Source organism: Serratia sp. 1D1416, assembly GCF_003641105.1.
GTDB lineage: Bacteria > Pseudomonadota > Gammaproteobacteria > Enterobacterales > Enterobacteriaceae > Serratia > Serratia ficaria.
Window position 1 is genome coordinate 3816038 of sequence record NZ_CP032738.1, and the last position, 25601, is coordinate 3841638.

A 25601-nucleotide genomic window follows, 5' to 3' on the forward strand; every position below is an offset into this window, starting at 1 on the left:
TTCTCCGGGTTAGTCGCCAAAGCCAAACAGCCGCTGCGGCGTTTGCCACAAAATCTGTCGACGGGGGGCGGCGTCAGGGAACAGCTGCTCCGCCAGCATCAGCAGCGTGCCCATATCCATCCGCTCGGTGGCGCGCAGGAATGGCCAGTCCGACCCCCACATGCATTTTTCACCGCCGTAGGCGCTCAACAGCGCCTGCAGGTAAGGGTGGCCGTCGCTGAACGGATAGCGCTGGCGCGAAAATTTCGCCAGGCCCGACAGCTTGACGTAGGTGTGCTCCCGCTGAGCGAGCGACAGCAGCGCCTGAAACGCCGGCTGCCGCAGGCCGGCGCGCACGTCCGGCCGCCCCGAGTGATCGAACAGCAGCCGGGTGCGGCTGCGCGTCAGCAGCGGCATCAGCGCCGGCAGTTGGTCGTCCTGCACCTGAATTTGCGCGTACATGCCCAGCTCCGCCAGGCGGCCCATCAGCGCGTCCAGCTGCAGAAAAGGCTCGACGCCGAGCATCGCCACGTTGAGCGCGATGCCCACCACCCCCTGGGCTTGCAGACAGGCCAGCGTTGGGCTGTCGGCGTCGCGCGGCACCACCGCGATGCCCTTGTGGCGGCCTGCGCCTTCGGCCAGCGCCGCCAACAGATAGCGGTTGTCGGTGTTGTAGGCCGAGGTGGGGCCGACGATCAGCGAATGGCGGATGCCGTAGGCCTGCATCACCGCGCGGTAATGCTCGAGCGTGGCCAGCTCGTGGCCCGCCGGGCGATAGCCGCTGTCCGCCGCGTAGGGGAAACGCTGCGGGTCGAAGATGTGATGGTGGCAGTCGATTTTAGGCTGCTCGAAAATGTTCATTTCGCCGCTTTCCCCGCTACCGAATACAGCACCTGCTGATTGCGCGTTTGCTGGAACTCCTCCAGCGTCTGGCCGCGCATCGCCGAATAGATGTGCAGGTTGGAGACGCCGACCACCGCGCCGAGTTTTTCCAGCAGGAAGAAGCTGACGCCGTACTGGATCAGGCCGCGCCAGTCGAGCTCGCGCAGCAGCCGCTGCTCTTCGGCGCTGAGTTGCGCCTCGTCGAACAGCGCCTGTTGCGCGGTGTTGAAGCGCTGGCGCCAGGCCGGCTGGATCAGCCGGTGCAGGAAGCGATTGATGCGGATCGCCTTCAGGCTGCGGGCGTGGGTGAACGGATAGGTGCCCGGCAGCTGCTCCACGCCCGCCAGCTGCAGGTTGATTTTGTCGCGCTGGCGCTGGTGTACGTCAACCGGCGCTTCGCGCGCCTGGTTCTCGAGGATCAACGTGGCGATGCCGGTCATCGACGGCAGGTAATAGGCCTGATGGAGTTTTTCGACGTTGGCCGACAGCGCGCCGCGCATAATCAGCCACATGATCACCTCGGCGCCCTCCAGCCCGCCCAGGGTGGCGTATTCCGCCAGGGTAATTTCGGTCAGACGTTCCGGGTCGTTGACCAGCATGTCGATAAACTGCGCGTCCCATTCCGGGTTGTTGAAGCCGCAGCGTTCGCCGTGCACCTGGTGCGAAACGCCGCCGGTGGCCACCACCGCCACGCTCAGGTCCTCGGGGAAGCTTTCGATCGCCCGGCGCAGCGCCTGGCCGAGTTTAAAACAGCGGCGGGCGGAGGGAATGGGGAACTGCAGCACGCCGACCTGCAGCGGCACCACCTGCATCGGCCAGCCGTCCTGCCACGGCAGCAGGGCGGAAAGCGGCGAAAACAGGCCGTGGTCGAGCGGCTTGTCCTGGAAAAACGACATGTCGAATTCGTCCGCCATCAGGCTGGCGCCGATGTGCTGGGACAGCGCCGCATGGCCCTGAATGGGCGGCAGGTCGCGCGGGCCGCCGCCCTCATCGGCCACCGCATAGCTGTCGTCGATGCCCAGCACGAACGCCGAATAGTGATCGAAGAAAAACGAGGTGACGTGGTCGTTGAACACGTACAGCAGCACGTCGGGCTTTTTCTCTTCCAGCCACTGCCGCATCGGCGCGAAGCCGTCAAAAATCGGCGCCCAGGCGCTCTCGTGCTGCTTGTTGTGGTCCACCGCGAAGCCGATGGTCGGGGTGTGAGACACCGCCAGTCCGCCAATGATCTTAGCCATTCTGTACCTCTGTTTGCAAAGAATTACCGGTTGTTCATGGTGCGCGACAGCGCGGGCAAATCGTTGAGCCCGATGCCTTTGACCATTTCCGCCGGGTGCGCTTTCTGATGATTAATGATAGTGATCGCCGCCAGCAACGCCGGGATCGCCAGAATAATGAAAATGCTGGTGGCGCCGGGGAAGACTCCCAGCAGCACGCCGCCCATCGACGAGCTGATGATTGCGCCGCTGCGGCCGATGCCGTGCATCCAGCTGACGCCGGTGGCGCGCATTTCGGTCGGATAAAACGCCGGGGAGAACGCCTGCAGGCCGGTTTGCGCGCCGTTGATGCACACGCCGCTGACGAACACCAGCACCGCCAGCACCGTCGGGCCAAAGCCCCAGATGCCCTGCGACAGCAGGCAGCACATGCCCATCAGGTAGAACAGGCCGATCACCCGTTTGGCGACGAAGCGGTCCATCAGCCCGCCGACCATCAGCCCGCCCAGGGTGCCGCCCAGTTGGAACAGACCGGCGATGATGGCGGCGCGCTCCAGCGAGAAGCCGGCGCCGCGCACGATGGTCGGCAGCCAGCCGTTCAGCAGGTAGATAACGAATAACCCCATAAAGTAGGTCAGCCACAGCACCAGCGTGCCCTTGGCGTAGCCGTTGCTGAACAGCTGCAGCACCCGGGCTTTTTTCGGGATCACCGGCGTTTTCAGCACGAAGGTGGTGCCGGCGCTGAATACCCCGCCGGCGCGGCGCAGGATCTGGGCGATTTTGTCCTTGTGGTGGTTGCGCACCACCATGTACAGCGTCGATTCCGGCAGGATCCAGATCAGCAGCGGCAGCATCAGCAGCGGCATGACGCCGCCGAAGAACAGCACCGCCTTCCAGCCGTAGTGCGGCAGCATGCCGGCGGCGATAAACCCGCCGGCGCCGGAGCCGATGTTGAAGCCGCTGTACATCAGGGTGATCATCAATCCGCGGCGGCGCTCCGGCATGTATTCCGACACCAGCGTCACGCAGTTGGGCATCACCGCGCCCAGCCCCAGGCCGGTAAGAAAGCGCAACAGCGCCATTTCCAGCGGGGTGCGGGCGAAGGTGCTGAGCAGGCTGAACAGCGCGAAGCACAGGATCGACAGCAGCAGCACTTTTTTGCGGCCGAACCGGTCGGAATAGGGGCCGGCGATCAGTGCGCCCAACGCCACGCCGAACATGGCGGCGCCGAGGATCGGGCCCATTTCGGCGCGCGAAATGCCCCAGTCTTCGATCAGCGCAGGCGCAATAAAGCCCATCACCGCGGCGTCATAACCATCGAACATGATGATCGCGAAGCACAGCAGCAGCACCAGCCACTGGTAACCGGAGATGGGGCGGGAGTCGATCCACGCTTTGACGTCGACAATGTTGTGGTTGCTCATCGGGTACGCTCTCTGTTTTTTTTATTAATCTGTGATCGGATTAAAACTTTGGCCGCAGGCCGGAAACGTAAGAAATGAGCGCCAGCGCGTGTCGTTAGAATATTTATATCATTTTATTTATTTAAAACATGGAATTATAAAAATAATTACCGACGGCTCAGCTACCAACTTAGGGGCTGTGGCGGCGAGTGTCTGCCGGAAAATGATTAACGAGGTATGAGTTTTGTTTATTTACGGTAGGCGGAAATAAAAAAGGGCGCCATCAGGCGCCCGGATGAAACGGGGGAAGGTTTTACCGCGTGGGGCCGGCGCCGACCAGCTTTTCGCCCGCCGGGGTGACGGTGTATTTGGCGAAGTTGTCGATAAAGCGCTGCGCCAGATCCTGCGCCTTTTCCTGCCACAGCGACTCGTCGGCGTAGGTCTTGCGCGGGTCGAGAATCGACGGATCGACGCCCGGCAGCGCGGTCGGCACTTCCAGGCCGAAGATCGGCAGGGTAAAGGTATCGGCGTTTTCGATTTCCCCGCTCAGGATGGCGTCGATGATGCCGCGGGTATCCTTGATCGAGATGCGTTTGCCGCTGCCGTTCCAGCCGGTGTTCACCAGGTAAGCCTGCGCGCCGGCGGCTTCCATGCGTTTCACCAGCACTTCGGCGTACTGCGTCGGGTGCAGCGTGAGGAACGCCGCGCCGAAGCAGGCGGAGAAGGTTGGCGTCGGCGCGGTGATGCCGCGTTCGGTGCCCGCCAGTTTGGCGGTGAAGCCGGACAGGAAGTGGTATTGGGTCTGTTCCGGCGTCAGGCGCGATACCGGCGGCAGCACGCCGAAGGCGTCGGCGGTGAGGAAGATTATCTTGCGCGCGTGGCCGGCTTTCGACACCGGTTTGACGATGTTGTCGATATGGTTGATCGGATAGGACACGCGGGTGTTTTCGGTTTTGCTGGCGTCGTCGAAGTCGATGCTGCCGTCGGCGAGCACGGTGACGTTTTCCAGCAATGCGTCGCGACGGATGGCCTGGTAGATCTCCGGTTCCGCCTGCGGCGACAGCTTGATGGTTTTGGCGTAGCAGCCGCCTTCGAAGTTGAATACGCCGTCGTCGTCCCAGCCGTGTTCGTCGTCGCCGATCAGCTGGCGTTTCGGATCGGTGGACAGGGTGGTTTTGCCGGTGCCGGACAGGCCGAAGAACACCGCCACGTCACCCTGCTCGCCGACGTTGGCCGAGCAGTGCATCGAAGCGATGCCCTGCAGCGGCAGCAGGTAGTTCATGATGGAGAACAGGCCTTTCTTCATTTCGCCGCCGTACCAGGTGCCGCCGATCAGCTGGATGCGCTCGGTCAGGTTGAAGGCGACGAAGTTCTCGGAGTGCAGGCCCTGCCGCTGCCAGTCCGGGTTGGTGCACTTGGCGCCGTTCATCACCACGAAATCCGGCTCGAAATCGGCCAGTTCGGCGTCGGTCGGGCGGATAAACATGTTTTTCACGAAGTGCGCCTGCCAGGCCACCTCGGTGATGAAGCGCACCTTCAGGCGGGTGTCGGCGTTGGCGCCGCAGAATGCATCGACCACGAACAGGCGTTTGCCGGAAAGCTGATTGCCCACCAGCGTCTTGAGATGCTGCCAGACTTCCGGCGACAGCGGCTGGTTGTCGTTTTTGCCGGTGCCGTTATCGGACCACCACACGGTGTCGCGGGTGGTGTCGTCGCGGACGATGTACTTGTCCTTCGGCGAGCGGCCGGTAAATTCGCCGGTGTCGACGTTGACCGCACCGAGCGCGGTCAGCGTACCGCGTTCCAGCGGCGGCAGATCGGCGCGGGTTTCTTCGGCGAACAGCTGCTCGTAGCTGGGGTTATGGACGATTTCGGCGGCCTGGGAAATGCCGTAGCGGGCAAGGGTTTGTGGGGTAACAGCGCGTGAAGACATATTCTACTTCCTTATTAGTCATATTATGCCTTAAAGCTGAGCGGTGCCGCGCGCAGGATTAAGGTTCGGGTACAGCTGACCGGATTCAGCTAATTGCGTTTCCGGTTCTCATTAATAAAACGGGAGGCTCTGACGTCCCCCTATAGCATAGCAGCGAATTTAAACCTGCTTACTTTAATTACAAAATGCTGACGATAATTAATTAAAACTAACATTAGCTTAGGCTCACAATATTGAATGCCGGCGGCGTAATTTAGTTCGTCATTTTTATTTTTTATCATATCGTCAGTGCTGTCTAGCGTTTTATTCCCAATTAGAAAAAACGGCTTCCACAATAGGATTTTTCGTAATCGATTGTTTTTGCTTGGTAACGTCATTCATATGCCGTTAGGCGAGCCGTCCCGCACCGAACACTTGTCAGCAGGGTGAATAATGAAACAGATAAATGCAGAAATGGCCTGCGAGAAAAATACCGCGGCGCCTGATACATCAGGAATAATTAACCAAATTCGACATATAGATATCGGCGCAGTGCCGATAGCGCTGTTTGTCACTATTTGCGCGATTGTCTCCGTTTCGGCTTACGCCAACTTCCTGCCGAAGAATATGATCGGCGGACTGGCGGTGATAATGACGCTGGGCTTTGCGCTGGCGCAGCTGGGTAAAAGTATTCCGCTGCTGCGCGATATCGGCGGCCCGGCGATCCTTTGCCTGATGGTGCCGTCGGTGCTGGTGTATTTCAACGTCTTTCAGCCGAACGTGATGAGCACCGTCCATCTGCTGATGAAAGACGCCAACCTGCTGTATTTCGTCATCGCCAGCCTGGTGGTCGGCAGCATCCTCGGCATGAACCGGGTGATCCTGATCCAGGGCATGGTGCGCATGTTCGTGCCGCTGGTGGTGGGCACGGTGACGGCGGTGGCCACTGGCCTGCTGGTGGGCAAACTGTTTGGTTTCAGCTTCTATCACACCTTTTTCTTCATCATCGTGCCGATCATCGGCGGCGGCATCGGCGAGGGCATTTTGCCGCTGTCGCTGGCTTACTCCGCCATTCTGGGCTCCGCGCCGGATGTGTATGTCGCGCAGCTGGCGCCGGCGGCGGTGCTGGGCAATATCTTCGCCATCGTCACCGCCGGCGTGCTGGCGCGCATCGGCATGCAGCGCAAGGCGCTGAGCGGCGACGGCATGCTGATTCGCTCCGCCCAGGAAAACGCGGTGTTCGCCATCAAGGAAAGCGGCGGCCACGTCGACTTCCAGCTGATGGGCGGCGGGCTGCTGGTGATTTGCGCCTTCTTTATCGTCGGTGGCCTGTTCGAGCATATCCTGCATATTCCCGGCCCGGTGCTGATGATCCTGTTTGCGGTGCTGTGCAAGTACTGCCGGGTGATCCCGGCCTCGATGGAGACCGGCGCGCACAGCTTCTACAAGTTCGTTTCCACCGCGCTGGTATGGCCGTTGATGATTGGCCTGGGCATGCTGTACGTGCCGCTGGAAAGCGTGGTGGCGGTCTTCTCGGTGGGCTATGTGGTGGTGTGCGGTTCCGTGGTGCTGTCGATGGGGCTGGTGAGCTTCCTGATCGCGCCCTATCTCAAAATGTTCCCGGTCGAGGCGGCGATCGTCACCTGCTGCCACAGCGGCCTGGGCGGCACCGGCGACGTGGCGATCCTGTCGGCGTCCAACCGCATGGGGTTGATGCCCTTCGCGCAAATCGCCACGCGCATCGGCGGCGCATCCACGGTGATCGGCGCCACGCTGCTGCTCGGTTGGTTAGTCTGAGTCCGATTCTTGTTACGGCTCACCGGGGGGATTGCCCCGGTTTTTTTTATTTTTGTCGGCGGATCCGCGGTATATGACGGCCGCAGGCAATGGAAATCGTGCTTTTTGGGCTAAAACCCGACAATTCCTATTAATTCCGTCATATTAGCCTGACATAGTAGCGCGCAGAAGGCCGGGCTTGCATACCTCGGGCTTCTGCCGGATCGCCAACCATTTCGGTTGGCGATTCACTTTCCATCTTTCAGCATATTGATGGCCGCGCCGATCAGTATGCGGCGTTCGATATCGTTGCTGTCCGCCAGCTGCTGCGCCAGATGTTTGGCCAGCGTTTCTACCGATAAAACCTCGCCGCGGTGACGCAGCTGCATCACGCCGTCGCCAATCAGCCGGGCGACTTCATCCCATACGGGCTTTATCTCCTGCTCCGAGAACATCATCGTTTACCTCGGCTGGGTGATTTTTGGTCAATGTAGCAGCTGAGCCGATGCTTCGCCACCGCAGCGGCCGCCGTCGCTAAAACCGGAAGAATAAAAAACAAGCCATCAGTATTTCTTCTGGTTTTTACGCTCAATACTTGTGGTGTCAAATATCAGGAGGGCGAATGATGAAACTGGTCGATCAACTGGCGGACTATTACCGTCTGAGCCGCAAGGCCGAAGTGCAGAATCGGCTGTGCCGGCTGTGGCTGCCGCAGGGGGAGGCGCGCATCGCCTATCTGCGCGAACTGCTGGAGCCGGAAAGCCGGCGGCCGAATCAGCGTTAACCGAACGCCATCGCCGCCCAGCGCAGCAGCAGCAAGGCCAGGCAGATCAGCAGCAGGATCAGGAACATTTTCCAATGTTTGGTGCGCATTCTTTTGGTTGCCATGCCTACCTCTTAGCTGAAATACCAGCCGCCAATCGCCACGATGGCCACCACCGCTACCAGCGCAATGACTTTCAATAAATCGCTGAAGGTGTCATCGGGGTCTTTGTCGTCTTGCTTCATTTTACCGCCTGACTTTGCGTCATGGAGTGAATATTAGCTCCAGTATGCCTGCTGCGCCGAGCGAGGCCCAGCGCTTTACCGTAAAAACCCGTAAAGGCTGTGGGAATAGAGTGCGCGGGCGTTGCGGCGACAGGTGCAGACGGCCATGGATACGTTGTACTATTCTGTTTGCAGTGATGACTCTCTCAATAAGGTAAAGCAATGGCGACGGCAATTCCGCAGAAATACGAACACACCGAGCGTTGGGCATTCGGCGACACCGAACAGCAGGCCGACGACGTGGTGCAGCTGATCCTCAACGGCACCAAAACGGCGACCTGTTCCAACCTCGACGGGGAAGGCATCCCGCTGGCCGGCGACGTGTTCCTGGTGGTCAATGGCAAGGGCGATCCGGTCTGCGCGGTAGAGCTGACCGCCGTGGAGATGAAAACCTACGATCAGGTGGATGAAGCGCACGCCTATGCCGAAGGCGAAGGCGACCGCTCGCTGGCGCACTGGCGCAAAGAGCTGCAGCGCTTCTTTGAGGAATACGATCTGTTCTCGCCGGACATGACGCTGGTGCTGATGAATTTCAAAGTGGTCGACACCTTTTAAATCATGCGCGCCGTTCCCTATGTCTGCCAGTGGGCGACGCCCGAGCTGGCCGCCGATCTGATCGCCGGCCGCGCGACCCTGGCGGACGATGCCAACTGGGCGCGCAGCGGCGCCCGCGACAGGGCGGAATACATCGAATGGGCTAATCACGTGTGCGGCATGGCCTGTTTGAAAATGGTGCTGAGCCACCGCGACGGCGAAGCGCCGCCGCTGTTGGAGCTGGCGCGCCGCAGCCTGCCGTATGGCGCTTACCTGCGCGAAGGGGAACGGATCAAGGGATTGATCTACGCCCCGTTCGTCGACTACGTGCGCGAACAGTTTGCGCTGCAGGCCGAGGTGAAGGTCGGCCTGGAGAGCGGGGAGCTACCGGCGCTGTTGGATCGTTGCCGCTATTTCATCGCCTCGGTGCATCCGGCCATTCGCCGGCCGGAGACGCCGCCGCCGCAGCGCGGCGGGCATCTGGTGCTGGTTACCGCCGCAGAGCCGCACGGCGTAACGTTTCACAACCCCTCGGGCGACAGCCCGGCGACGCGTCAGCAGGTGAAGCTGTCGTTGGAACGCTTTGGCCGCTTTTTCGCCGGCCGCGGCATCGCCATCGCATAAAAAAACGCGCTGTTTTCGGCAAAAAAACGGCGCGTCATGCTGGATATCGATAGAGGATCATTCCAGCCGCATCACCCAGGCGTCCGCCTGCCGGTCATAATGCTGTTTGTACAGCAGCGACTGCTTGCCGTCGAGCGTGGCCGGAATGCTGGTGTGCTCATCCCAACCGTCCAGCTGCATGCACAGGTCGGGATCCGATTTGCACGGAATGGTCAGGGTGCTGGCCCGCTCGGAAGACGCGCTCAGATGTGCGTCATCGACCTCGAAACTGCCTATTTTTACGACGGTTTTGCCCATGGGAACTCCTTGCTCTGCCAGGTGGTAGGAGGTAAGACCAGTTAGCGGTCGTCCGTATGAGCATAACCAAACGAGCAAAAAATGCCACATAAAAAATACAGTCCGGCAACAATTGCAGGCCGCGACTCGCGGCGGCGCTCAGTATTCCGCTATAAAATTGTGAGGACTACCTTGTGCGGCATGTTTTCACTGCGACAGCGTTGGCTATTCGGCCGAGATGCATCCTGATATCGCGATAACAGGATGCAGAGGTTCGAGTTTACATCAATGATATTAAAGGGGGCATGGGGTGCGGGAGCATCGCCGAAGCCAGCTCCCTTTATGCCTCGGCGTCGTTACAGATGAAAATCCAGCGCGCCGTCGCGCACCAGCTCACGCGGCAGGTTGTTTTTAATCCGGCTGCCGATGCGCTTGGCGATGCCCAACGGCTGCTGCTGATAGGTGACGATGCATTCATCGCTCTCCGGCGGCTGCTCCGGGTACAGATCGCGGCCGTGATACCACTCTTGCGCCAGCGCGGCGTCCAGCTCAAACCGCGGCTTGCCGTCGGCGACCGCCAGCGCGATCGCCGCCTCATGCTGCCAGCGGAAGCCCTTCGGGAAGCGTTCGGCCAGCTTCAGGCCGATACGTGAAAAACGCACTTTGCTGACCAGCGGCTCCAGCTCTGCCGGAAACAGCCAGATTTCTTTGTCGCGCGCCCACAGCCGGCCGCTCTCGTCCCAGGCCAATCCCGAGGCCGCCGCGGCCCTGGCAACCTCGGCCGCGTCTTGGCCGGAAAGCGGGCGGAACGGGAATTTACCCAGCTTGTAGCTCGGCTTGGGCAGCGGCGCGACGCCATGATTCTTGCGCAAGCGCGCCACAAAGAAGCCTTCGCTGTCGTAGATCTGCGGGAACACGTGCAGGAACCCTTCGGCGGTCAGCGCCTGCTGCGCGCCGGGGAACAGCTCGCCCAGGGGGTCGACGCTCACCGCATCGCCGTAGGTCGCCAGCAGCCAGGCGACCACCTGCTGATTTTCCTGCGCGTTGAGGGTGCAGGTGGAGTAGACCATCACGCCGCCCGGCGCCAGCGCATGGAAAGCGCTGTCGATCAGCTCGCGCTGGGTTTCGGCGATGGCGGCGACGCTTTCCGGCGACCAGTTGCTCATGGCGTCCGGATCCTTGCGCACCACGCCTTCGCCGGAGCAGGGGGCGTCCAGCAGAATGGCGTCGAAGCTTTCCGGCAGCGCGGCGCCGAACACCCGGCCGTCAAAATGGGTCAGCGCGACGTTTTTCACCCCGCAGCGGCTGACGTTGGCGTGCAGCACCTTCACCCGGCTGGCGGAGTATTCGTTGGCGACGATGCCGCCCTGGTTGTTCATCAGCGCGGCGATCTGGGTGGTTTTGGATCCCGGCGCCGCCGCTACGTCCAGCACCCGCCGCGGCGTTTGGCGATCGGCGAACAGCGCGCTGACCGGCAGCATCGAGCTGGCTTCCTGAATGTAAAACAGGCCGCTCAGGTGCTCGGCGGCGCTGCCCAGCCGCAGTTCTTCATCCTCGCGTTCGATCCAGAAACCTTCCGCGCACCAGGGGATGGGCTCCAGCCGCCAGTCATAATCCCGCACCAGCGTCAAAAAGTCGGCGACGCTGATTTTCAGGGTGTTGACCCGCAGGCTGCGGCGCAGCGGGCGCTGGCAGGCGGCGATAAAGTCGTCCATCGACAGCGCGGCGGGCATGATGGCGCGGGTCGCGTCGAGGAACGCGGGGGGCAAAAAAACGGCGGTGGATTTGGCCACGGGTGAATTCTCAGGCAGCAGTAATGACAAGGGCGGGAGTTTACCACAAAGCGGAAACGACGGGGGCCCTGCATGCCGGGCCCCCGAGGCGGAGTGAGGATTAATCGCGCGGAATGGCGGTGCCCCATTCTTTCCAGTCTTTCGGCTCCTCCGGATTCAGCAGGAAATGCTTGTTCGGCGCGGCCTTCGGCGCCAGCGGCATGGTCGGCGGCGTAGCGAAGGCGATGCCGCCGCGAATGAACTGCTGGAAGGTGCCGCTCTTGATCACGCCGCCGGTCAGGCCGAACTGCAGGTTATAGCCGGAAGCCAGCCAGAACACGCTGTTGTTGCGCACCAGGTGCTGGTATTTCTTGCTGATGCGCAGCGCGACGTGCACCCGGTCGGACATGGCGCCCAGGTAGAAACCGGTGATGGTGCCGACTTCCACGCCGCGGAACAGCACCGGCGTACCGATCTGCAGCGAACCGGTTTCGGCGGCGTCGAGGATCACGCTCAGGCCGTCGAGGTAGCGCGAATCGGTAATGCTGGCTTCCTGCAGCTCGAAGGTGCGCAGTTCGCGGCCGCGGCCCGGCTCCACGTTAATATAAGGCTGCAGCAGGGTGTCGAGGTTGCTGACCCCGGCGGCGGAGATCTCCGGCGAGACGATCGAGAAACGGGCGCCGTAGCGCGCAAAGGTCTGCACGTACTCCGGATACAGCACCGCCTTGGCCAACACTTCGTTGCGCTCCGGCGCCAGCTGCAGCGATTCCACCTGGCCGATGTCGATGCCGAGGTAGCGCAGCGGCATGCCCGCCGACAGCTTGCTGGCGTCGTAGGTTTTCAGGGTGATCTGGCTGCCCACCGCGCGGGCGGCGGTTTCATTGGCGTACAGCACCCGGTTGGCGCCCTTGTTCAGCGTCACGCCCTGCAGGTTATCGAAGCTGATGGCGCCCTTCAGCGCGCGGTTGAGCGGCGAAGCCTGCACCGTCAGGCCGCTGCCGTTCAGCTGCACCTTGGCGCCGCCTTCGGCCCAGAAGATGCTTTCGCGGGTCAGCAGCTTGCGGTATTCCGGGCTGATGTAAACGTCCACCTCAAATTCGTTGGCCTTCGGGCGAACGTTGACGATTTCACCCACCTGGAATTTGCGGTACAGCACCACCGAGCCGGCCTGCACATCCGGCAGGCTGACGGCGCTCAGCGTCAGGGTAGGGGTCGGATTATTGCCGACGATGCCGGCTTCGGCCTTCTCGGCGTTGGCGTACAGCGGGTATTGGCCGCCCGGTTCCCCTTTGCCGCCGGGTATGATGCGCACGCCGCCGTCGATCCACTCCTGGGCGCTGGCGCCGAGCACTTCCATGCCGTCCAGCCCCAGCTTGACGTCGACGCGGCTGTTGACCACGAACTTGCTGTCCTTGTGCAGCAGGCCGCGATACTGGGCGTCTACCGCCGCGGTGAACACCACGCCGCTGCCGGTCAGGGTGCGGCTCATGATTTGCCCGACCTTGACGCCGTGCACGATCAACGGCTGGCCGACGTCGATGCCGTAGCTTTGCGGCGCGTTCAGCGTTACCGTCAGCACGCCCGGCTGCTGCAGCAGGGTCTCGTTGCTGTCCAGCACGTTGAAGTGCTGCTGCGGTTCGCCGTCGCCCGGCACCAGCTCCAGCGTGGTGCCGGTCAGCAGCTGGCTCAGCTTGGCGTCGCTGAGGCTGATGCGCGGGCTGCGCATCACGATGCGGGTGCCGCTGCGCATCAGATCGACCACCGACGGATCGATGGTCAGCTCGCCGGTGACCTTGCTGTCCTGCTGCAGGGTCAACCTGGTCAGGGTGCCGACCTGCAGCCCCTGATACATCAGCGGCGTGCGGTTTTCGCTCAGGTTGTTGCCGCTCGGCAGATCCAGCTGGATGTTGACGCCGCGCTGGCTGTGGGCCAGATCCGGGTACAGGGTGTAGCTCTGGTCGGCCTTGGCCTGTTGGCCGTCGGGCGGCGAATCGAAGGCGATGGCGCCGTTCACCAGCGCCGCCAGGCTTTCCATCTGCACCGAGGCGCCGGACAGGCTGAAGTCGCCCTTGAAGCCGGAAACGTTCCAGAACCGGCTGCTGCCCTTCACCAGCTTGGCGAAGCGGCGGTCGATCAGCACGTCGATGGTGACGCCCTTGTTGTCTTCGGCGATGGTGTAGTCATACACCTTGCCGACCGGGATCTTGCGGTAATAGACCAACGAGCCGGTGTTGAGCGAACCGAGATCGTCGGCGTGCAGGTGAATCATCAGCTCGCCGGTGTTCAGCCGGTATTTCGGCTGGGTATCGAGCGCGGTGAAATGGGTTTGCGGCTCGCCGCTGCCGGGCATCATGCCGATGTAGTTGCCGCCGACCAGCGCATCCAGCCCGGAAACCCCGGCCAGCGAAGCCTTGGGCGTCACCAGCCAGAACTGGGTGCCGTCGCGCAGCGAATCCTCCAGATCGCTCTTGATGCTGGCTTCGACCACGATGCTGCGCAGATCTTTGCTCAGGCTGATCTTCTGCACCGTGCCGACTTCAACCCCCTGATAACGCACCGGGGTGCGGCCGGCGACGATGCCCGCCGCCGACTGGAAGTCGATGGTGACGGTGGTGCCGCGCTCCTGGACGTTGTTATAGACCAGCCACCCCGCGATCAGCAGGGCGATAAACGGCAGTAACCAGAATGGCGAAATGCGGCGCTTGTTTTTGACCCGCGCTTCAGTCGGTGTAGTCGGCGTTTCCTGTTGCATGTGCATCCCAAATCAATCGGCTATCCAGCCACTCGACGGCAAGAATAGTTAAAATGACCGCCGAACCAAAATAAAAGGCGGCCGGCCCCATAGTAAAAGACAACAGCTGGTCGCGATTGACCAGCGACATCATCAACGCAATGACGAACAGATCGAGCATCGACCAGCGGCCGATCCAGGTCACCAGCCGCAGCAGGCGAATGCGCGTTTTCAGGCTGTGCGAGGTCTTGAAATGGATGCTCAGCAGCAGGGTGAGCAGCACGATGACCTTGGTGAAAGGCACCAGCACGCTGGCGATAAACACGATGGCGGCGATCGGCACGTTGCCGGAGGTGGCCAACGATACCACGCCTGAGAAGATGGTGTCCTCCATGCGCGCGCCGTTGGCGTAGATGATCGAGATCGGCAGCAGGTTGGCCGGGATCAGCAGGATCATCGCCGCGATCAGCGCCGCCCAGGCCTTCTGCAGGCTGTAGGGCTGGCGGTGGCACATCGGAATATGGCAGCGCGGGCAGCGCCCGCGCTCATCCGGGTAGCCGGTATAGTGGCACGACAGGCAAACGTGCAGCGCCGCCGGCGGGCCTTCCGCTTGCTCCTGCGGGTAGTAACGCTCCCACAGCTGCTCCAGGTTGGCGTGGATCAGCGTCAGGATGCTCAATACGGTCAGCGAAAGATAGGCGATCAGCGCGTTGCCGGGCTGAATGTCGGCATAGTCCTGCACTTTGATCGCCGCCACCGCCATGCCGATCAGATAGATGTCGAGCATCACCCACTCTTTCAACCGCTCCAGCATCAGCAGCACCGGGCGCAGGTTCATGCCGAGCGCGTGGCCGACGCGCAGATACAGCAGCGACAGCGACAGGGTCAGCGGCGCGCCGATGGTGCAGAACGCCACCATGCTGGCGGTGAGCGGGTCGCCCTGGCGGCTCATTTGCCAGATGCCTTCCAGCAGGCTGGCGTCGATGCGCGTGCCGAGCAGGCGGATGCTGATCAGGGGTTCGGCAAAGGCGAACGGCATCAGCAGCAGCATGGCGATCGCCATGGCGGTCAGGCGGGTCATCGACCAGTCGCGGCCGTGCACCACCCTGGCGTTGCAGCGCGGGCAGTAGGCGGCCTGATTGCCGCTCAGCGGCGGCAGCACAAACAGCAGGTCGCATTCGCAACAGCGCTGATGGCGCGCTTTGGAAAGGGGGCCGGTGATCGCGTGTATCTTCATCATGACAAAAGCTGCCCTTGAGCCCGCCGGAACTGTTAGCGTAGCTGAAAAATAAACCAGCCAGTGCCTTATAAGGTTAAGCAACGGGCGGCAAAACAGGGTAAACAGGGTTTCTGAGCGGCAAACATACCCTGCCGGGCGGGGTTTTGTGAAGCAACAGATGATTAACCTTGTGGCTATACGCATTTAATGCTTATTTTATAGGGCCTAAGCCTTGGGCTTCTGGCCATCTTCACTGTTTTAATGGTTAACACATGACAAAAGAACAATTCTACGCGGAATTAAAACGTGATTTGAGTGCGCTGCTTGATGGGGAAACCCACTTTATCGCCGCGCTGTCCAACGCCAGCGCGTTGATCAACGAGCGGTTGGATGACGTGAACTGGGCCGGTTTTTACCTGATGGACGGCAACCAGCTGGTGCTGGGGCCGTTCCAGGGCAAAATCGCCTGCGTGCGCATTCCGGTCGGCAAGGGCGTGTGCGGCACCGCGGTGGCGGAAAACCGCGTGCAGCGGGTCGGCGACGTCCATGCGTTTCCGGGCCATATCGCCTGCGATGCGGCCAGTAACGCAGAAATCGTACTGCCGCTGTTCGTCGGCGGCCGGGTCATCGGCGTTCTCGATATCGACAGCACGGTTTATCAACGCTTCGACGAAGAGGACGAATTGGGCCTGAAAGCAGTGGTGGCGGGGCTTTGCGCGCAGCTCGAACAGTGTGATAGTGCGAAATATGTCACTGTAACGGCAAGTTGATCTACGGTTAACGTGGCATTTACCGATGGCGTCATTATAATGACGCCTGTTCATGCCTGCGCTGGTTGGCAAACCCGTTGTAATCAGGAAATTTCATGGAAAATCAACCTAAGTTGAACTCTAGTAAAGAAGTCATTGCTTTTCTTGCCGAGCGTTTTCCGCTCTGCTTTAGCGCCGAAGGCGAAGCTCGCCCGCTGAAAATCGGTATTTTTCAGGATTTGGTAGAGCGCGTGCAGGGGGAAGAAAACCTCAGCAAGACGCAATTGCGTTCTGCCCTGCGCCTGTACACCTCAAGCTGGCGTTACCTGTACGGCGTCAAGGTGGGCGCCCAGCGCGTCGACCTGGACGGCAACCCGTGCGGTGAACTGGAACAGCAGCATGTAGACCATGCTCGCCAGCAGCTTGAAGAAGCCAAAGCGCGCGTTCAGGCACAGCGTGCCGAACAAAACGCCAAAAAACGCGAAGCCGCCGGTGGATCCGCCGACGCCGAGCCGCGTCGTCCGCGCCCAGCCGGCAAAAAGCCCGCGGCGCGTCGCGAAGGCGGAGCCGCGCCGGAGAACCGCAAACCGCGCCCACAAACTCGCCCACAGCAAGCTCGTCAACCTCGTGCAGCAAAAGAGGAAAGCCAGCCGCGTTATGCGCCAGTCACGGATATCTCTAAACTGCAAATTGGCCAGGAAATCAAAGTCAGAGCAGGCAAGAGCGCGATGGATGCAACCGTACTCGAAATCGCTAAAGATGGCGTACGTGTGCAGCTCTCTTCCGGTCTGGCGATGATTGTGCGCGCAGAACACTTGCAGTTCTGATACGGAGGCCAACCAAGGCATGAACAAATTTGTCAGATTAACGGCGGTCGCGAGCCTGTTGTGGGCGGGTGTCAGTTACGGAGCGGAAACAGCCAACATCCGCCTCGATCAACTGCCTCAGCTGCATCAGGAACCTCAGCACGCTACCGTGAGTGAGCGCGTTACCTCGCGCTTCACTCGCTCTCATTATCGCCAGTTTGCCCTGGACGCCGACTTTTCGGGCAAGATCTTCGATCGTTACCTGAATATGCTGGATTACAGCCATAACGTGCTGTTGGCCTCCGACGTGGCGCAGTTCGCCGACAGAAGAACCCAGGTGGGCGAAGAGCTGAAAAACGGCAAGCTGGATACGTTTTACGCGCTGTACAATCTGGCACAGAAACGCCGTTTTGAGCGTTATACCTATGCGTTGTCGCTGCTGGCGAAGCCTATGAATTTCACCGGCAACGGCACTATCGATCTCGACCGCAGCAAAGCGCCGTGGCCGAAAGACAAGGCGGAGCTGGACAGCCTGTGGGACGCGAAAGTCACCTATGACGAGCTGAACCTCAAGCTGACCGGCAAGACCGAAAAAGAAATCCGCGACACCCTGACCAAGCGCTATCAGTTCGCCATCAAGCGCCTGACGCAGGGCAACAGCGAAGACGTGTTCCAGCTGGCGATGAATGCCTTCGCGCATGAAATCGACCCGCACACCAACTATCTGTCCCCGCGCAATACCGAGCAGTTCAATACCGAGATGAGCCTGTCGCTGGAAGGCATCGGCGCGGTGCTGCAGATGGACGACGACTACACCCTGATCAACTCCATGGTGCCGGGCGGCCCGGCGGCGAAGAGCAAGGCGATCACCGTGGGTGACCGCATTGTCGGCGTCGGCCAGGCGGGCAAAGGCATGGTGGACGTGATCGGCTGGCGTCTGGACGACGTGGTGTCCCTGATCAAGGGGCCGAAGGGCAGCAAGGTGCGTCTGGAGATCCTGCCGGCCGGCAAAGGCACCAAAACCCGCGTGGTCACCCTGACGCGCGAGCGCATCCGCCTGGAAGACCGCGCGGTGAAAATGACCATCAAGAGCGTCGGCAAAGAGAAGGTGGCGGTGCTCGACATCCCGGGCTTCTACGTGGGGCTGACCGATGATGTGAAAGTTCAGCTGCAGAAGATGGCCAAGCAAAACGTCAAGAGCGTGATCATCGATCTGCGCACCAACGGCGGCGGCGCGCTGACCGAAGCGGTTTCGCTGTCCGGCCTGTTCATTCCGAGCGGCCCGGTGGTGCAGGTGCGCGACAACAACGGTAAAGTGCGTGAAGACGCCGACACCGACGGCGTGACCTACTATAAAGGCCCGCTGGTGGTGCTGGTTGACCGCTTCAGCGCCTCCGCCTCCGAGATTTTCGCGGCGGCGATGCAGGATTACGGCCGCGCGCTGATCGTCGGCGAGCCGACCTTCGGCAAGGGCACCGTACAGCAGTACCGTTCGCTCAACCGCATTTACGATCAGATGCTGCGTCCCGAATGGCCGGCGCTGGGTTCGGTGCAGTACACCATCCAGAAGTTCTACCGCGTCAACGGCGGCAGCACCCAGCGTAAAGGGGTGACCCCGGACATTCTGATGCCGACCGGCGTCGATCCGGCGGAAACCGGCGAGGCGTTTGAAGACAACGCCATGCCGTGGGACAGCATCAACGCGGCCACCTATACCAAAACCGGCGATACGGCGGCGTTCGAACCTGAACTGCTGAAGGATCACCAGCAGCGCATCGCCAAAGATCCCGAGTTCCAGTACATTGCGCAGGACATCGCGCATTACAAGGCGCTGAAGGACAAACGCAACATCGTGTCGCTCAATCTGGCGGTTCGCGAGAAAGAGAACCACGATGACGACGCGACCCGCCTGCAGCGCATCAACGATCGCCTGCAGCGCGCCGGCAAAAAACCGCTGAAGTCGCTGGACGATCTGCCGAAGGATTACCAGGAACCGGATCCGTACCTGGATGAAACCGTGCACATAGCGCTGGATCTGGCCCATATAGAAAAGGCCCAGCCGGCCCAGCAACCGGCGGCCGTCAAGTAAGGCCGCGGGATTTACCGCTAAAAACGCACCCTCGGGTGCGTTTTTTTATGGCGGCGGGATTGAACTGCCCGACGCTGTCGCCGACCCGGCTGAAGCGCGCGGCGGATTTTTTGCTAAAAAACCCGCCGCAAGGCGCAACAATCGTTTACAATTTGCCGAACCCCGATGGCGCGCCGTTTTTGTAAAGTTTCGTATTTTTAGTAGGTTAATGGCGCGCAACTCTTGAAACTGTGACGAATGCCCATACGATCTAGGGTATCGGCAACCGCGTTTTGTTAACATTTATGAGGAAGTAACCATTTTATGATGCGTATAGCTCTGTTCCTGCTCACCAACCTGGCGGTGATGTTGGTTTTCGGGCTGGTGCTCAGCCTGACAGGAATCCAATCCAGTAGCGTTCAGGGCCTGATGATCATGGCCGGTCTGTTCGGCTTCGGCGGCGCTTTCGTGTCGCTGCTGATGTCCAAATGGATGGCGCTGCGCTCCGTTGGCGGAGAGGTGATTGAACAGCCGCGTAATGAAACCGAAAACTGGCTGCTGGAAACGGTGCGCCGTCAGTCGCAGCAGGCGGGCATCGCCATGCCGCAGGTGGCCATCTATCACGCACCGGACATTAACGCCTTCGCCACCGGCGCGCGCCGCGACGCCTCGTTGGTCGCCGTCAGCACCGGCCTGCTGCAGAGCATGAGCCGCGACGAAGCGGAGGCGGTCATTGCGCATGAGATCAGCCACGTCGCCAACGGCGATATGGTGACCATGACGCTGATCCAGGGCATCGTGAACACCTTCGTTATCTTCATTTCGCGGTTGATCGCGCAGGTGGCCGCCGGCTTCCTGGGCAACCGCGACGGCGAAGGGGAAGGCAACGGCAACCCGATGATCTATTTTGCGGTGTCGATGGTGCTGGAACTGGTGTTCGGTATCCTGGCCAGCATTATCACCATGTGGTTCTCGCGCCACCGCGAGTTCTACGCCGACGCCGGCTCCGCCAAGCTGGTGGGCCGCGAGAAAATGATCGCCGCGCTGCAGCGTCTGAAAACCAGCTATGAGCCGCAGGAAGCGGGCAGCATGATGGCGTTCTGCATCAACGGCAAATCCAAGTCGTTCAGCGAGCTGTTCATGTCGCACCCGCCGCTCGACAAGCGCATCGAAGCGCTGCGTTCCGGCCAGTACCTGAAATAATCGCCCAAACGTGAAAAAACCCCGGCTTGCCGGGGTTTTTTTATCGCCGCTATTTGCTTTGCTGAGGGGCTTCGGCCGGCTGCGCCCGCGGCTGAGTGATGCGCAGGCTGCTTACCGCCGCCGCCAGGCTGGCGAATACGCCCGCCAGGATCAACGAAGCGTGGGTGCCGGCGCTGGGGAACAGATTGAACATCAGCGCCACCAGCGCCGCGCCTGAGGTTTGCCCCAGCAGGCGGGCGGTGCCGAGCATGCCGCTGGCGCCGCCGCTGCGGTTGCGCGGCGCGGCGGAGATAATGGTGTGGTTATTGGGCGACTGGAACAGCCCAAAGCCGGCGCCGCACAGCGCCATGCGCCAGATGATGTCCAGATCGGACGGGCGGTCCGGCAGCAGCGCCAGCAGGAACAGCCCCAGCGCGAACGCCGCCAGCCCGATACAGCCCAGCAGCCCGGCGTGCACGCGTTCTACCAGCCGGCCGGCGATGGGGGCCATCACGATAATCGCCAGCGGCCACGGCGTCAGCAGCAGCCCGGTGGCCACCTCGTCGCGCCCCAGCGTGCCCTGCAAAAAGAACGGCAGCGACACCATCGCCAGCATCTGCGCGGCGAATGAACAGACTGAGGTGCCCATCGACAGGGCGAAGATCGGAATGCGCAGCAGATCGACCGGCAGCAGCGGGAACGGTTGACGCAGTTGACGGCGGACGAAGACCCCGCCAATCGCCAGCAGCGCGGCGATCTCGCCGAAGATCAGCGCCAGGCTTTGGCCCTGGGCAAAACCGCTGATGGCGGTGATCAGCAGGCCAAAGGTCAGGGCGTTCAGCAACGCGCTGGTGGGATCGAAGCGTTGATTGCTGCTTTTCTGGCTATTGGCCGGCAGGAACTTCATGCCCAGCAGCAGCGCGACGATGCCGATCGGCAGGTTGATGGCGAACAGCCATTGCCAGGAGGCCACCGACAGGATAGCCGCCGCCACCGTCGGCCCGGCCGCCGAGGAAAAGGCCACGATCAGCGAATTGATGCCCATGCCGCGGCCGAGGAAGCGCTGCGGATAAATAATGCGGATCAGCGCGGTGTTGACGCTCATGATGGCCGCGGCGCCAAAGCCCTGCAGCACCCGGGCGATGGTCAGGGTGACCAGCGAATCGGACAGGGCGCAGAACAGCGAGGTGATGCTGAATACCAGCAGGCCGGCCTGGTAGATGCGGCGGTAGCCGACCAGGTCGCCGAGCGAGGCCAGCGACAGCAGCGAGATGGTGATCGCCAACTGATAGGCGTTGACCACCCAGATGGAGCTGGCCGGGCTGGCGTTAAGGTCGCGGGCGATGGTCGGCAGCGCCACGTTGGCGATGGCGCCGTCGAGTACGGAAACGGTGATGCCCAGGGCGATGGCGAGAATGGCGCCATAGCGCTGCGGGACGGGGAGGCCGTCGGTACAAGAACGCATGTTGGTCTCGAAGGTGTTAATCCGGGGGAGTATTACCATGCTAATCATCTTGGTCTGCGATTGCATGCCCATTATGCGGATAATTGTAAGCGCCGGTTAGCCGATGGCGGTTTATCCATTTAACCTCAGGCATTTATCCGGCCCGCGCATTGCGCGGCGTTGGGCGTTCCGCTTATACTGAAACCCGTGTTCAAATTTCTTAAAACAGAAACAGCAGCGTAGGATATTTACCATGGCTATCACTGATACAGACAAACAGCCGGATTCTGTTTCATCAGTAATGAAGGTGTTCGGTATCCTGCAGGCGCTCGGCGACGAGCGCGAGATTGGCATTACCGAGCTTTCCCAGCGGGTGATGATGTCCAAGAGCACCGTCTACCGTTTTCTGCAGACCATGAAATCGCTGGGCTATGTGTCGCAGGAAGGCGAGTCGGAAAAGTATGCGCTGACGCTGAAGCTGTTTGAACTGGGCGCCAAGTCGCTGCAAAACGTCGATCTGATCCGCAGCGCCGACGTCCAGATGCGCGAGCTGTCAAACCATACCCGCGAAACCATTCACCTCGGGGCGCTGGATGAAGACAGCATCGTCTATATCCATAAAATCGACTCGATGTACAATTTGCGCATGTATTCGCGCATCGGCCGCCGCAACCCGCTGCACAGCACCGCGATCGGCAAGGTGCTGCTGGCCTGGCGCGATCGCGCGGAGGTGGACGAGATCCTGTCGCAGGTCGAGTTCACCCGCAGCACCGCGCATACCCTGGGCAGCGCCGCCGAACTGTTGCCGGTGCTGGAACAGGTGCGCGCGCAGGGCTTTGGCGAGGATGTGGAAGAGCAGGAGGAAGGGCTGCGCTGCATCGCGGTGCCGGTGTTCGACCGCTTTGGCGTGGTGACCGCCGGGCTGAGCATCTCGTTCCCGACGCTGCGCTTCTCCGAAGACGCCAAGGCCGATTACGTGAAGCGGCTGCATACCGCCGCGCGCAACATTTCCGAGCAGCAGGGTTACCACGACTACCCGTTCTGACCGGCAGAGCCGTTCAAGATACCGCCGACGCCCCGTAACCCACGGCGCGTCGGTTTTTTTTGCCCCGGCCAATGGCGCGCGCAAGCGCTACAGCGTATCGACCTCGATGCGCAGGCTGTCGTGGCGCCAGTATTCGATATCGAAGTCGAGAATGCGGCCGTGCTGGTCGTAGTTCAGCCGGCGCAGCAGCAGTGCCGGCAGCCCGACCATGGCTCCCAGCGCGCGGGCGGCGCCGTAAGGCAAGGCGGTCGGATAGAACGACAGGTGCATGCTGCTGTAGATCAGACCGTAGTGCTGCTGATAGATCTCGGTCAGGCTGCCGTTGAGATCCCGGCCGAGCAGTTCCGGTACCCGCTGCGGCAGGCAGTGGTTTTCGCAATAGCAGATGGCGCGCTCATCGGCGTAACGCACCCGACGCAGCAGGTAGATGTGATCGAATGGCTCTAGCGCCAGCGGCGGCATCACCTCGGGCGGCACCCTGGTTCGCTCGGCGGACAACAGCGCCGTGCGCGGCGTGCGCCCCTGTTCCTGGCACAGCCTGTGGAAGTTGGTGTTCTGGGTGGGATCCAGCCATAGCCGCGCCGGCGTGACAAACCAGCCGCGGCGATCGGCGCGATAAATGACGCCGGTGGCCTCCAGCTGCGCCAGGCTCTCGCGGATGGTGACGCGGGTGGTGGAGAAGAGGGCGCACAGTTCGCGCTCCGAAGGCAGCTTGTCGCCGGCCTGCAGTGCGCCGCGGCTGATGCGCGCCTGGAGCTGATCCTTGATCTGCAGGTAGTGGGGCATCTCGCCCTGATGTTGTTTCATTTCATCTCGCTATGGCATTCCGGCACGCGCCTATTATACATCCGCTGATGAATTTTTTGTTTCACCGCGCTTTGCCGTTTGACCCGGGGGCGAATTTACCGCCACAATCATCGCCATCTGGTATAGACCAATTGGTGAAAAACATGTCCGATCGTAACTACCTGCTGTTAACTCCCGGTCCGCTGACCACCTCCGACGGGGTGAAACAGACGATGCTGTTCGACAGCTGCACCTGGGATGAAGACTATAACCTCGGCGTGGTGCAGAGCATTCGCCGGCAGCTGGTGGCGCTGGCGACGCAATCCGCCGGTTACACCGCGGTGCTGCTGCAGGGCAGCGGCAGCTTCGCGGTGGAGGGCGTGTTGGGCACGGTCATCGGCCCGCAGGACAAGCTGCTGATCGTCAATAACGGCGCCTACGGCGCGCGCATGGCCGAAATGGCGCGGCTGATGGATATCGGGCATCGGGTCTTTGACTGCGGCGAGGTGAACGAACCCGACGTCGCGGCGCTGGAGGCGGTGCTGAAAAGCGACGCGCGCATCAGCCATATCGCCATGGTGCACTGTGAGACCACCACCGGCATGCTTAACCCGCTGCAGAAGGTGGCCGGGCTGGCGGCGCGCAACGGCAAAACCTTTATCGTCGACGCCATGAGCAGCTTTGGCGGCATCCCGCTGGACGTGGACGCGCTCGGCATCGACTTCCTGATCAGCTCCGCCAACAAATGCATTCAAGGCGTGCCGGGCTTCGCCTTCGTCATCGCGCGCCGCCGCGAGCTGGAGAAGTGCGCCGGTCGCTCGCGCTCGCTGTCGCTGGACCTGTATGCGCAGTGGCGCTGCATGGAGGACCATGGCGGCAAATGGCGTTTCACCTCGCCGACCCACACGGTGCTGGCCTTTGCGCAGGCGCTGCGCGAGCTGGAGCAGGAGGGCGGCGTCGCGGCGCGCCACCGGCGTTATCAGGCCAATCAGCGGCGGCTGGTGGCAGGCATGCGCGGCCTGGGCTTTGCCCCTCTGCTGGATGATGCGCTACATTCGCCGATCATCACCGCGTTTCATTCCCCGCAGGCGCCAACCTACCGCTTCGCCGAGTTCTATCGGCGGCTGAAGCAGCAGGGGTTCGTGATTTACCCCGGCAAGGTGTCGCAAAGCGACTGCTTCCGCATCGGCAACATCGGCGAGATTTACCTGCAGGATATCGAACTTTTGCTGGCCGCGGTCGGGCAGGCGATGTACTGGGAGCGGTAAGGATGAGCATGAACAAGATTAACGCAGTGGTTCTCGACTGGGCCGGCACTACGGTGGATTTCGGCTCCTTCGCGCCGACGCAGATTTTTGTCGAGGCGTTCAAACAGACCTTCGATATCGACATCAGCCTGGCGGAAGCGCGCATTCCGATGGGGCTGGGGAAGTGGCAGCACATTGAGGCGCTGGGCAAGCTGGCGGCGGTGGATGAACGCTGGCGGCGACGGCTGGGGCGTTCGATGAGCCGGCAGGACATCGACGCGCTGTATCAGGCCTTTATGCCGCTGCAGCAAGCCAAAGTGGCCGATTTCGCCGATCCGATCGACGGCGTGCCGCAGGTGATTGCCGGGCTGCGCGAACAGGGCATCAAGATCGGTTCCTGTTCCGGCTACCCGCGGGCGGTGATGGAGGTGCTGGCGCCGGCGGCGGCGGCGCGCGGCTACGCGCCGGATTATTGGGTGGCGACCGACGATCTGGCCGCCGGCGGCCGCCCTGGCCCCTGGATGGCGCTGCAAAACATGATAGCCCTGGGCGTCGATGCGGTGGCGCACTGCGTGAAGGTGGACGATGCGCTGCCCGGCATCGCCGAGGGGCTGAACGCCGGCATGTGGAGCGTTGGCCTGGCGGTGTCCGGCAACGAATTTGGCGCCAGCCTGCGGGAGTACCGGCGGATGGCGGCGGCGGAGGTGGAACGGCGGCGTGCGGCGGCGGCGGACAAACTGTACGCGGCGGGTGCGCACTACGTGATCGATACGCTGGCGCAGCTGCCGGGGGTGATCGCCGATATCAACCGGCGGTTGGCGGCGGGCGAGCGGCCATAGCGTTATTTGCAGGCAATAAAAAACCGGGGATGGCCCCGGTTTTTTATTTCGGCAGACGCGGGC

23 protein-coding genes are annotated in these 25601 nt (G+C 61.6%); 11 read left to right on the top strand and 12 right to left on the bottom strand.

Going from position 1 to position 25601, the window contains the following annotated elements; all coding sequences use genetic code 11:
* Nucleotides 1-9: 9 nt before the first annotated feature.
* The 4 genes from D7I37_RS18500 to pckA form a co-directional block, all read right to left on the bottom strand.
* Nucleotides 10-840 carry an amidohydrolase gene (locus D7I37_RS18500; protein WP_129544150.1) on the bottom strand — a complete coding sequence of 277 codons (831 nt, stop codon included), beginning with the start codon at nucleotides 838-840 and terminating at the stop codon, nucleotides 10-12.
* Complete coding sequence (locus D7I37_RS18505; RefSeq protein ID WP_061795445.1) at nucleotides 837-2099, bottom strand: gallate dioxygenase; 1263 nt, start codon at nucleotides 2097-2099, stop codon at nucleotides 837-839. The genes D7I37_RS18500 and D7I37_RS18505 overlap by 4 nt, the downstream gene beginning before the upstream one ends.
* Nucleotides 2100-2122: 23 nt before the next feature.
* Entirely contained in the window at nucleotides 2123-3502 is a 1380-nt protein-coding gene (locus D7I37_RS18510) for an aromatic acid/H+ symport family MFS transporter (RefSeq protein ID WP_061795446.1), read from the bottom strand.
* A 292-nt stretch (nucleotides 3503-3794) separates the two neighbouring features.
* A complete protein-coding gene (gene pckA, locus D7I37_RS18515; protein WP_061795447.1) occupies nucleotides 3795-5414 on the bottom strand; it encodes a phosphoenolpyruvate carboxykinase (ATP) in 1620 nt (539 codons plus the stop codon).
* 432 nt (nucleotides 5415-5846) lie between these two features.
* Between pckA and D7I37_RS18520 the strand changes: the two genes are divergently transcribed.
* On the top strand, nucleotides 5847-7190 hold the full coding sequence (locus D7I37_RS18520; protein WP_095097197.1) for a 2-hydroxycarboxylate transporter family protein: 1344 nt from the start codon (nucleotides 5847-5849) through the stop codon (nucleotides 7188-7190).
* 227 nt (nucleotides 7191-7417) lie between these two features.
* On the opposite strand, the gene D7I37_RS18525 is transcribed toward D7I37_RS18520, so the two are convergent.
* Nucleotides 7418-7627 carry a hypothetical protein gene (locus tag D7I37_RS18525; RefSeq protein ID WP_061795449.1) on the bottom strand — a complete coding sequence of 70 codons (210 nt, stop codon included), beginning with the start codon at nucleotides 7625-7627 and terminating at the stop codon, nucleotides 7418-7420.
* Nucleotides 7628-7791: 164 nt separating this feature from the next.
* On the opposite strand from D7I37_RS18525, the gene D7I37_RS27080 reads away from it, so the two are divergent.
* Entirely contained in the window at nucleotides 7792-7953 is a 162-nt protein-coding gene (locus D7I37_RS27080; RefSeq protein ID WP_157079209.1) for a hypothetical protein, read from the top strand.
* Here D7I37_RS27080 and yniD read toward each other — a convergent pair.
* Complete coding sequence (yniD, locus tag D7I37_RS27420) at nucleotides 7950-8057, bottom strand: small membrane protein YniD (protein WP_231922139.1); 108 nt, start codon at nucleotides 8055-8057, stop codon at nucleotides 7950-7952. The two genes, D7I37_RS27080 and yniD, sit on opposite strands and share 4 nt — an antisense overlap.
* A 321-nt stretch (nucleotides 8058-8378) precedes the next feature.
* On the opposite strand from yniD, the gene D7I37_RS18530 reads away from it, so the two are divergent.
* Together D7I37_RS18530 and D7I37_RS18535 are read left to right on the top strand one after the other, a co-directional pair.
* Nucleotides 8379-8771 carry an ASCH domain-containing protein gene (locus D7I37_RS18530; protein ID WP_061795450.1) on the top strand — a complete coding sequence of 131 codons (393 nt, stop codon included), beginning with the start codon at nucleotides 8379-8381 and terminating at the stop codon, nucleotides 8769-8771.
* A gap of 3 nt (nucleotides 8772-8774) precedes the next feature.
* A complete protein-coding gene (locus D7I37_RS18535) occupies nucleotides 8775-9374 on the top strand; it encodes a hypothetical protein (protein ID WP_061795451.1) in 600 nt (199 codons plus the stop codon).
* Between the two features lie 57 nt (nucleotides 9375-9431).
* Here the strand turns inward: D7I37_RS18535 and D7I37_RS18540 are convergent, their stop codons facing one another.
* From D7I37_RS18540 to yebS, 4 genes are all read right to left on the bottom strand, one after another.
* The gene (locus D7I37_RS18540; protein ID WP_061795452.1) at nucleotides 9432-9671 is read right to left on the bottom strand and encodes a DUF1480 family protein; all 240 of its coding nucleotides are present in this window, start codon (nucleotides 9669-9671) and stop codon (nucleotides 9432-9434) included.
* 335 nt (nucleotides 9672-10006) lie between these two features.
* Nucleotides 10007-11443 carry a 16S rRNA (cytosine(1407)-C(5))-methyltransferase RsmF gene (gene rsmF, locus D7I37_RS18545; protein ID WP_129544151.1) on the bottom strand — a complete coding sequence of 479 codons (1437 nt, stop codon included), beginning with the start codon at nucleotides 11441-11443 and terminating at the stop codon, nucleotides 10007-10009.
* A 100-nt stretch (nucleotides 11444-11543) separates the two neighbouring features.
* A complete protein-coding gene (locus D7I37_RS18550) occupies nucleotides 11544-14174 on the bottom strand; it encodes a PqiB family protein (protein WP_129544152.1) in 2631 nt (876 codons plus the stop codon).
* On the bottom strand, nucleotides 14143-15390 hold the full coding sequence (gene yebS / locus D7I37_RS18555; protein ID WP_061795527.1) for a membrane integrity lipid transport subunit YebS: 1248 nt from the start codon (nucleotides 15388-15390) through the stop codon (nucleotides 14143-14145). Before yebS ends, D7I37_RS18550 begins: the two co-directional genes overlap by 32 nt.
* A 254-nt stretch (nucleotides 15391-15644) precedes the next feature.
* On the opposite strand from yebS, the gene D7I37_RS18560 reads away from it, so the two are divergent.
* The 4 genes from D7I37_RS18560 (at nucleotide 15645) to htpX (ending at nucleotide 20198) form a co-directional block, all read left to right on the top strand.
* Nucleotides 15645-16142, top strand: coding sequence for a GAF domain-containing protein (locus D7I37_RS18560; RefSeq protein ID WP_095097209.1), 498 nt, complete (start codon nucleotides 15645-15647; stop codon nucleotides 16140-16142).
* A 95-nt stretch (nucleotides 16143-16237) separates the two neighbouring features.
* Nucleotides 16238-16948, top strand: a complete 711-nt coding sequence (gene proQ, locus D7I37_RS18565) for an RNA chaperone ProQ (RefSeq protein ID WP_061795460.1) — start codon at nucleotides 16238-16240, stop codon at nucleotides 16946-16948.
* Between the two features lie 19 nt (nucleotides 16949-16967).
* Complete coding sequence (gene prc, locus D7I37_RS18570; protein WP_061795461.1) at nucleotides 16968-19016, top strand: carboxy terminal-processing peptidase; 2049 nt, start codon at nucleotides 16968-16970, stop codon at nucleotides 19014-19016.
* Between the two features lie 303 nt (nucleotides 19017-19319).
* Entirely contained in the window at nucleotides 19320-20198 is an 879-nt protein-coding gene (htpX, locus tag D7I37_RS18575) for a protease HtpX (protein ID WP_033638291.1), read from the top strand.
* Between the two features lie 49 nt (nucleotides 20199-20247).
* On the opposite strand, the gene D7I37_RS18580 is transcribed toward htpX, so the two are convergent.
* Complete coding sequence (locus D7I37_RS18580) at nucleotides 20248-21642, bottom strand: MFS transporter (protein ID WP_129544794.1); 1395 nt, start codon at nucleotides 21640-21642, stop codon at nucleotides 20248-20250.
* A 232-nt stretch (nucleotides 21643-21874) separates the two neighbouring features.
* Here D7I37_RS18580 and kdgR point away from each other — a divergent pair, with 232 nt between their 5' ends.
* Nucleotides 21875-22666, top strand: a complete 792-nt coding sequence (kdgR, locus tag D7I37_RS18585; RefSeq protein WP_061795462.1) for a DNA-binding transcriptional regulator KdgR — start codon at nucleotides 21875-21877, stop codon at nucleotides 22664-22666.
* A gap of 87 nt (nucleotides 22667-22753) precedes the next feature.
* On the opposite strand, the gene phnR is transcribed toward kdgR, so the two are convergent.
* Nucleotides 22754-23473 (bottom strand): phosphonate utilization transcriptional regulator PhnR, encoded by a 720-nt coding sequence (phnR, locus tag D7I37_RS18590; RefSeq protein ID WP_061795463.1) that lies wholly within the window; start codon nucleotides 23471-23473, stop codon nucleotides 22754-22756.
* A gap of 143 nt (nucleotides 23474-23616) precedes the next feature.
* Between phnR and phnW the strand changes: the two genes are divergently transcribed.
* Entirely contained in the window at nucleotides 23617-24720 is a 1104-nt protein-coding gene (phnW, locus tag D7I37_RS18595) for a 2-aminoethylphosphonate--pyruvate transaminase (RefSeq protein ID WP_129544153.1), read from the top strand.
* 8 nt (nucleotides 24721-24728) lie between these two features.
* A complete protein-coding gene (phnX, locus tag D7I37_RS18600) occupies nucleotides 24729-25538 on the top strand; it encodes a phosphonoacetaldehyde hydrolase (RefSeq protein WP_129544154.1) in 810 nt (269 codons plus the stop codon).
* Nucleotides 25539-25601 lie beyond the last annotated feature (63 nt).

Bases quoted from the DNA above. Each gene is read 5' to 3' on its own strand.
- D7I37_RS18500 (WP_129544150.1), bottom strand. From the start codon at position 840: ATGAACATTTTCGAGCAGCCTAAAATCGACTGCCACCATCACATCTTC.
- D7I37_RS18505 (WP_061795445.1), bottom strand. From the start codon at position 2,099: ATGGCTAAGATCATTGGCGGACTGGCGGTGTCTCACACCCCGACCATC.
- D7I37_RS18510 (WP_061795446.1), bottom strand. From the start codon at position 3,502: ATGAGCAACCACAACATTGTCGACGTCAAAGCGTGGATCGACTCCCGC.
- pckA (WP_061795447.1), bottom strand. From the start codon at position 5,414: ATGTCTTCACGCGCTGTTACCCCACAAACCCTTGCCCGCTACGGCATT.
- D7I37_RS18520 (WP_095097197.1), top strand. From the start codon at position 5,847: ATGAAACAGATAAATGCAGAAATGGCCTGCGAGAAAAATACCGCGGCG.
- D7I37_RS18525 (WP_061795449.1), bottom strand. From the start codon at position 7,627: ATGATGTTCTCGGAGCAGGAGATAAAGCCCGTATGGGATGAAGTCGCC.
- D7I37_RS27080 (WP_157079209.1), top strand. From the start codon at position 7,792: ATGATGAAACTGGTCGATCAACTGGCGGACTATTACCGTCTGAGCCGC.
- yniD (WP_231922139.1), bottom strand. From the start codon at position 8,057: ATGGCAACCAAAAGAATGCGCACCAAACATTGGAAAATGTTCCTGATC.
- D7I37_RS18530 (WP_061795450.1), top strand. From the start codon at position 8,379: ATGGCGACGGCAATTCCGCAGAAATACGAACACACCGAGCGTTGGGCA.
- D7I37_RS18535 (WP_061795451.1), top strand. From the start codon at position 8,775: ATGCGCGCCGTTCCCTATGTCTGCCAGTGGGCGACGCCCGAGCTGGCC.
- D7I37_RS18540 (WP_061795452.1), bottom strand. From the start codon at position 9,671: ATGGGCAAAACCGTCGTAAAAATAGGCAGTTTCGAGGTCGATGACGCA.
- D7I37_RS18550 (WP_129544152.1), bottom strand. From the start codon at position 14,174: ATGCAACAGGAAACGCCGACTACACCGACTGAAGCGCGGGTCAAAAAC.
- yebS (WP_061795527.1), bottom strand. From the start codon at position 15,390: ATGAAGATACACGCGATCACCGGCCCCCTTTCCAAAGCGCGCCATCAG.
- D7I37_RS18560 (WP_095097209.1), top strand. From the start codon at position 15,645: ATGACAAAAGAACAATTCTACGCGGAATTAAAACGTGATTTGAGTGCG.
- proQ (WP_061795460.1), top strand. From the start codon at position 16,238: ATGGAAAATCAACCTAAGTTGAACTCTAGTAAAGAAGTCATTGCTTTT.
- prc (WP_061795461.1), top strand. From the start codon at position 16,968: ATGAACAAATTTGTCAGATTAACGGCGGTCGCGAGCCTGTTGTGGGCG.
- htpX (WP_033638291.1), top strand. From the start codon at position 19,320: ATGATGCGTATAGCTCTGTTCCTGCTCACCAACCTGGCGGTGATGTTG.
- D7I37_RS18580 (WP_129544794.1), bottom strand. From the start codon at position 21,642: ATGCGTTCTTGTACCGACGGCCTCCCCGTCCCGCAGCGCTATGGCGCC.
- kdgR (WP_061795462.1), top strand. From the start codon at position 21,875: ATGGCTATCACTGATACAGACAAACAGCCGGATTCTGTTTCATCAGTA.
- phnR (WP_061795463.1), bottom strand. From the start codon at position 23,473: ATGAAACAACATCAGGGCGAGATGCCCCACTACCTGCAGATCAAGGAT.
- phnW (WP_129544153.1), top strand. From the start codon at position 23,617: ATGTCCGATCGTAACTACCTGCTGTTAACTCCCGGTCCGCTGACCACC.
- phnX (WP_129544154.1), top strand. From the start codon at position 24,729: ATGAACAAGATTAACGCAGTGGTTCTCGACTGGGCCGGCACTACGGTG.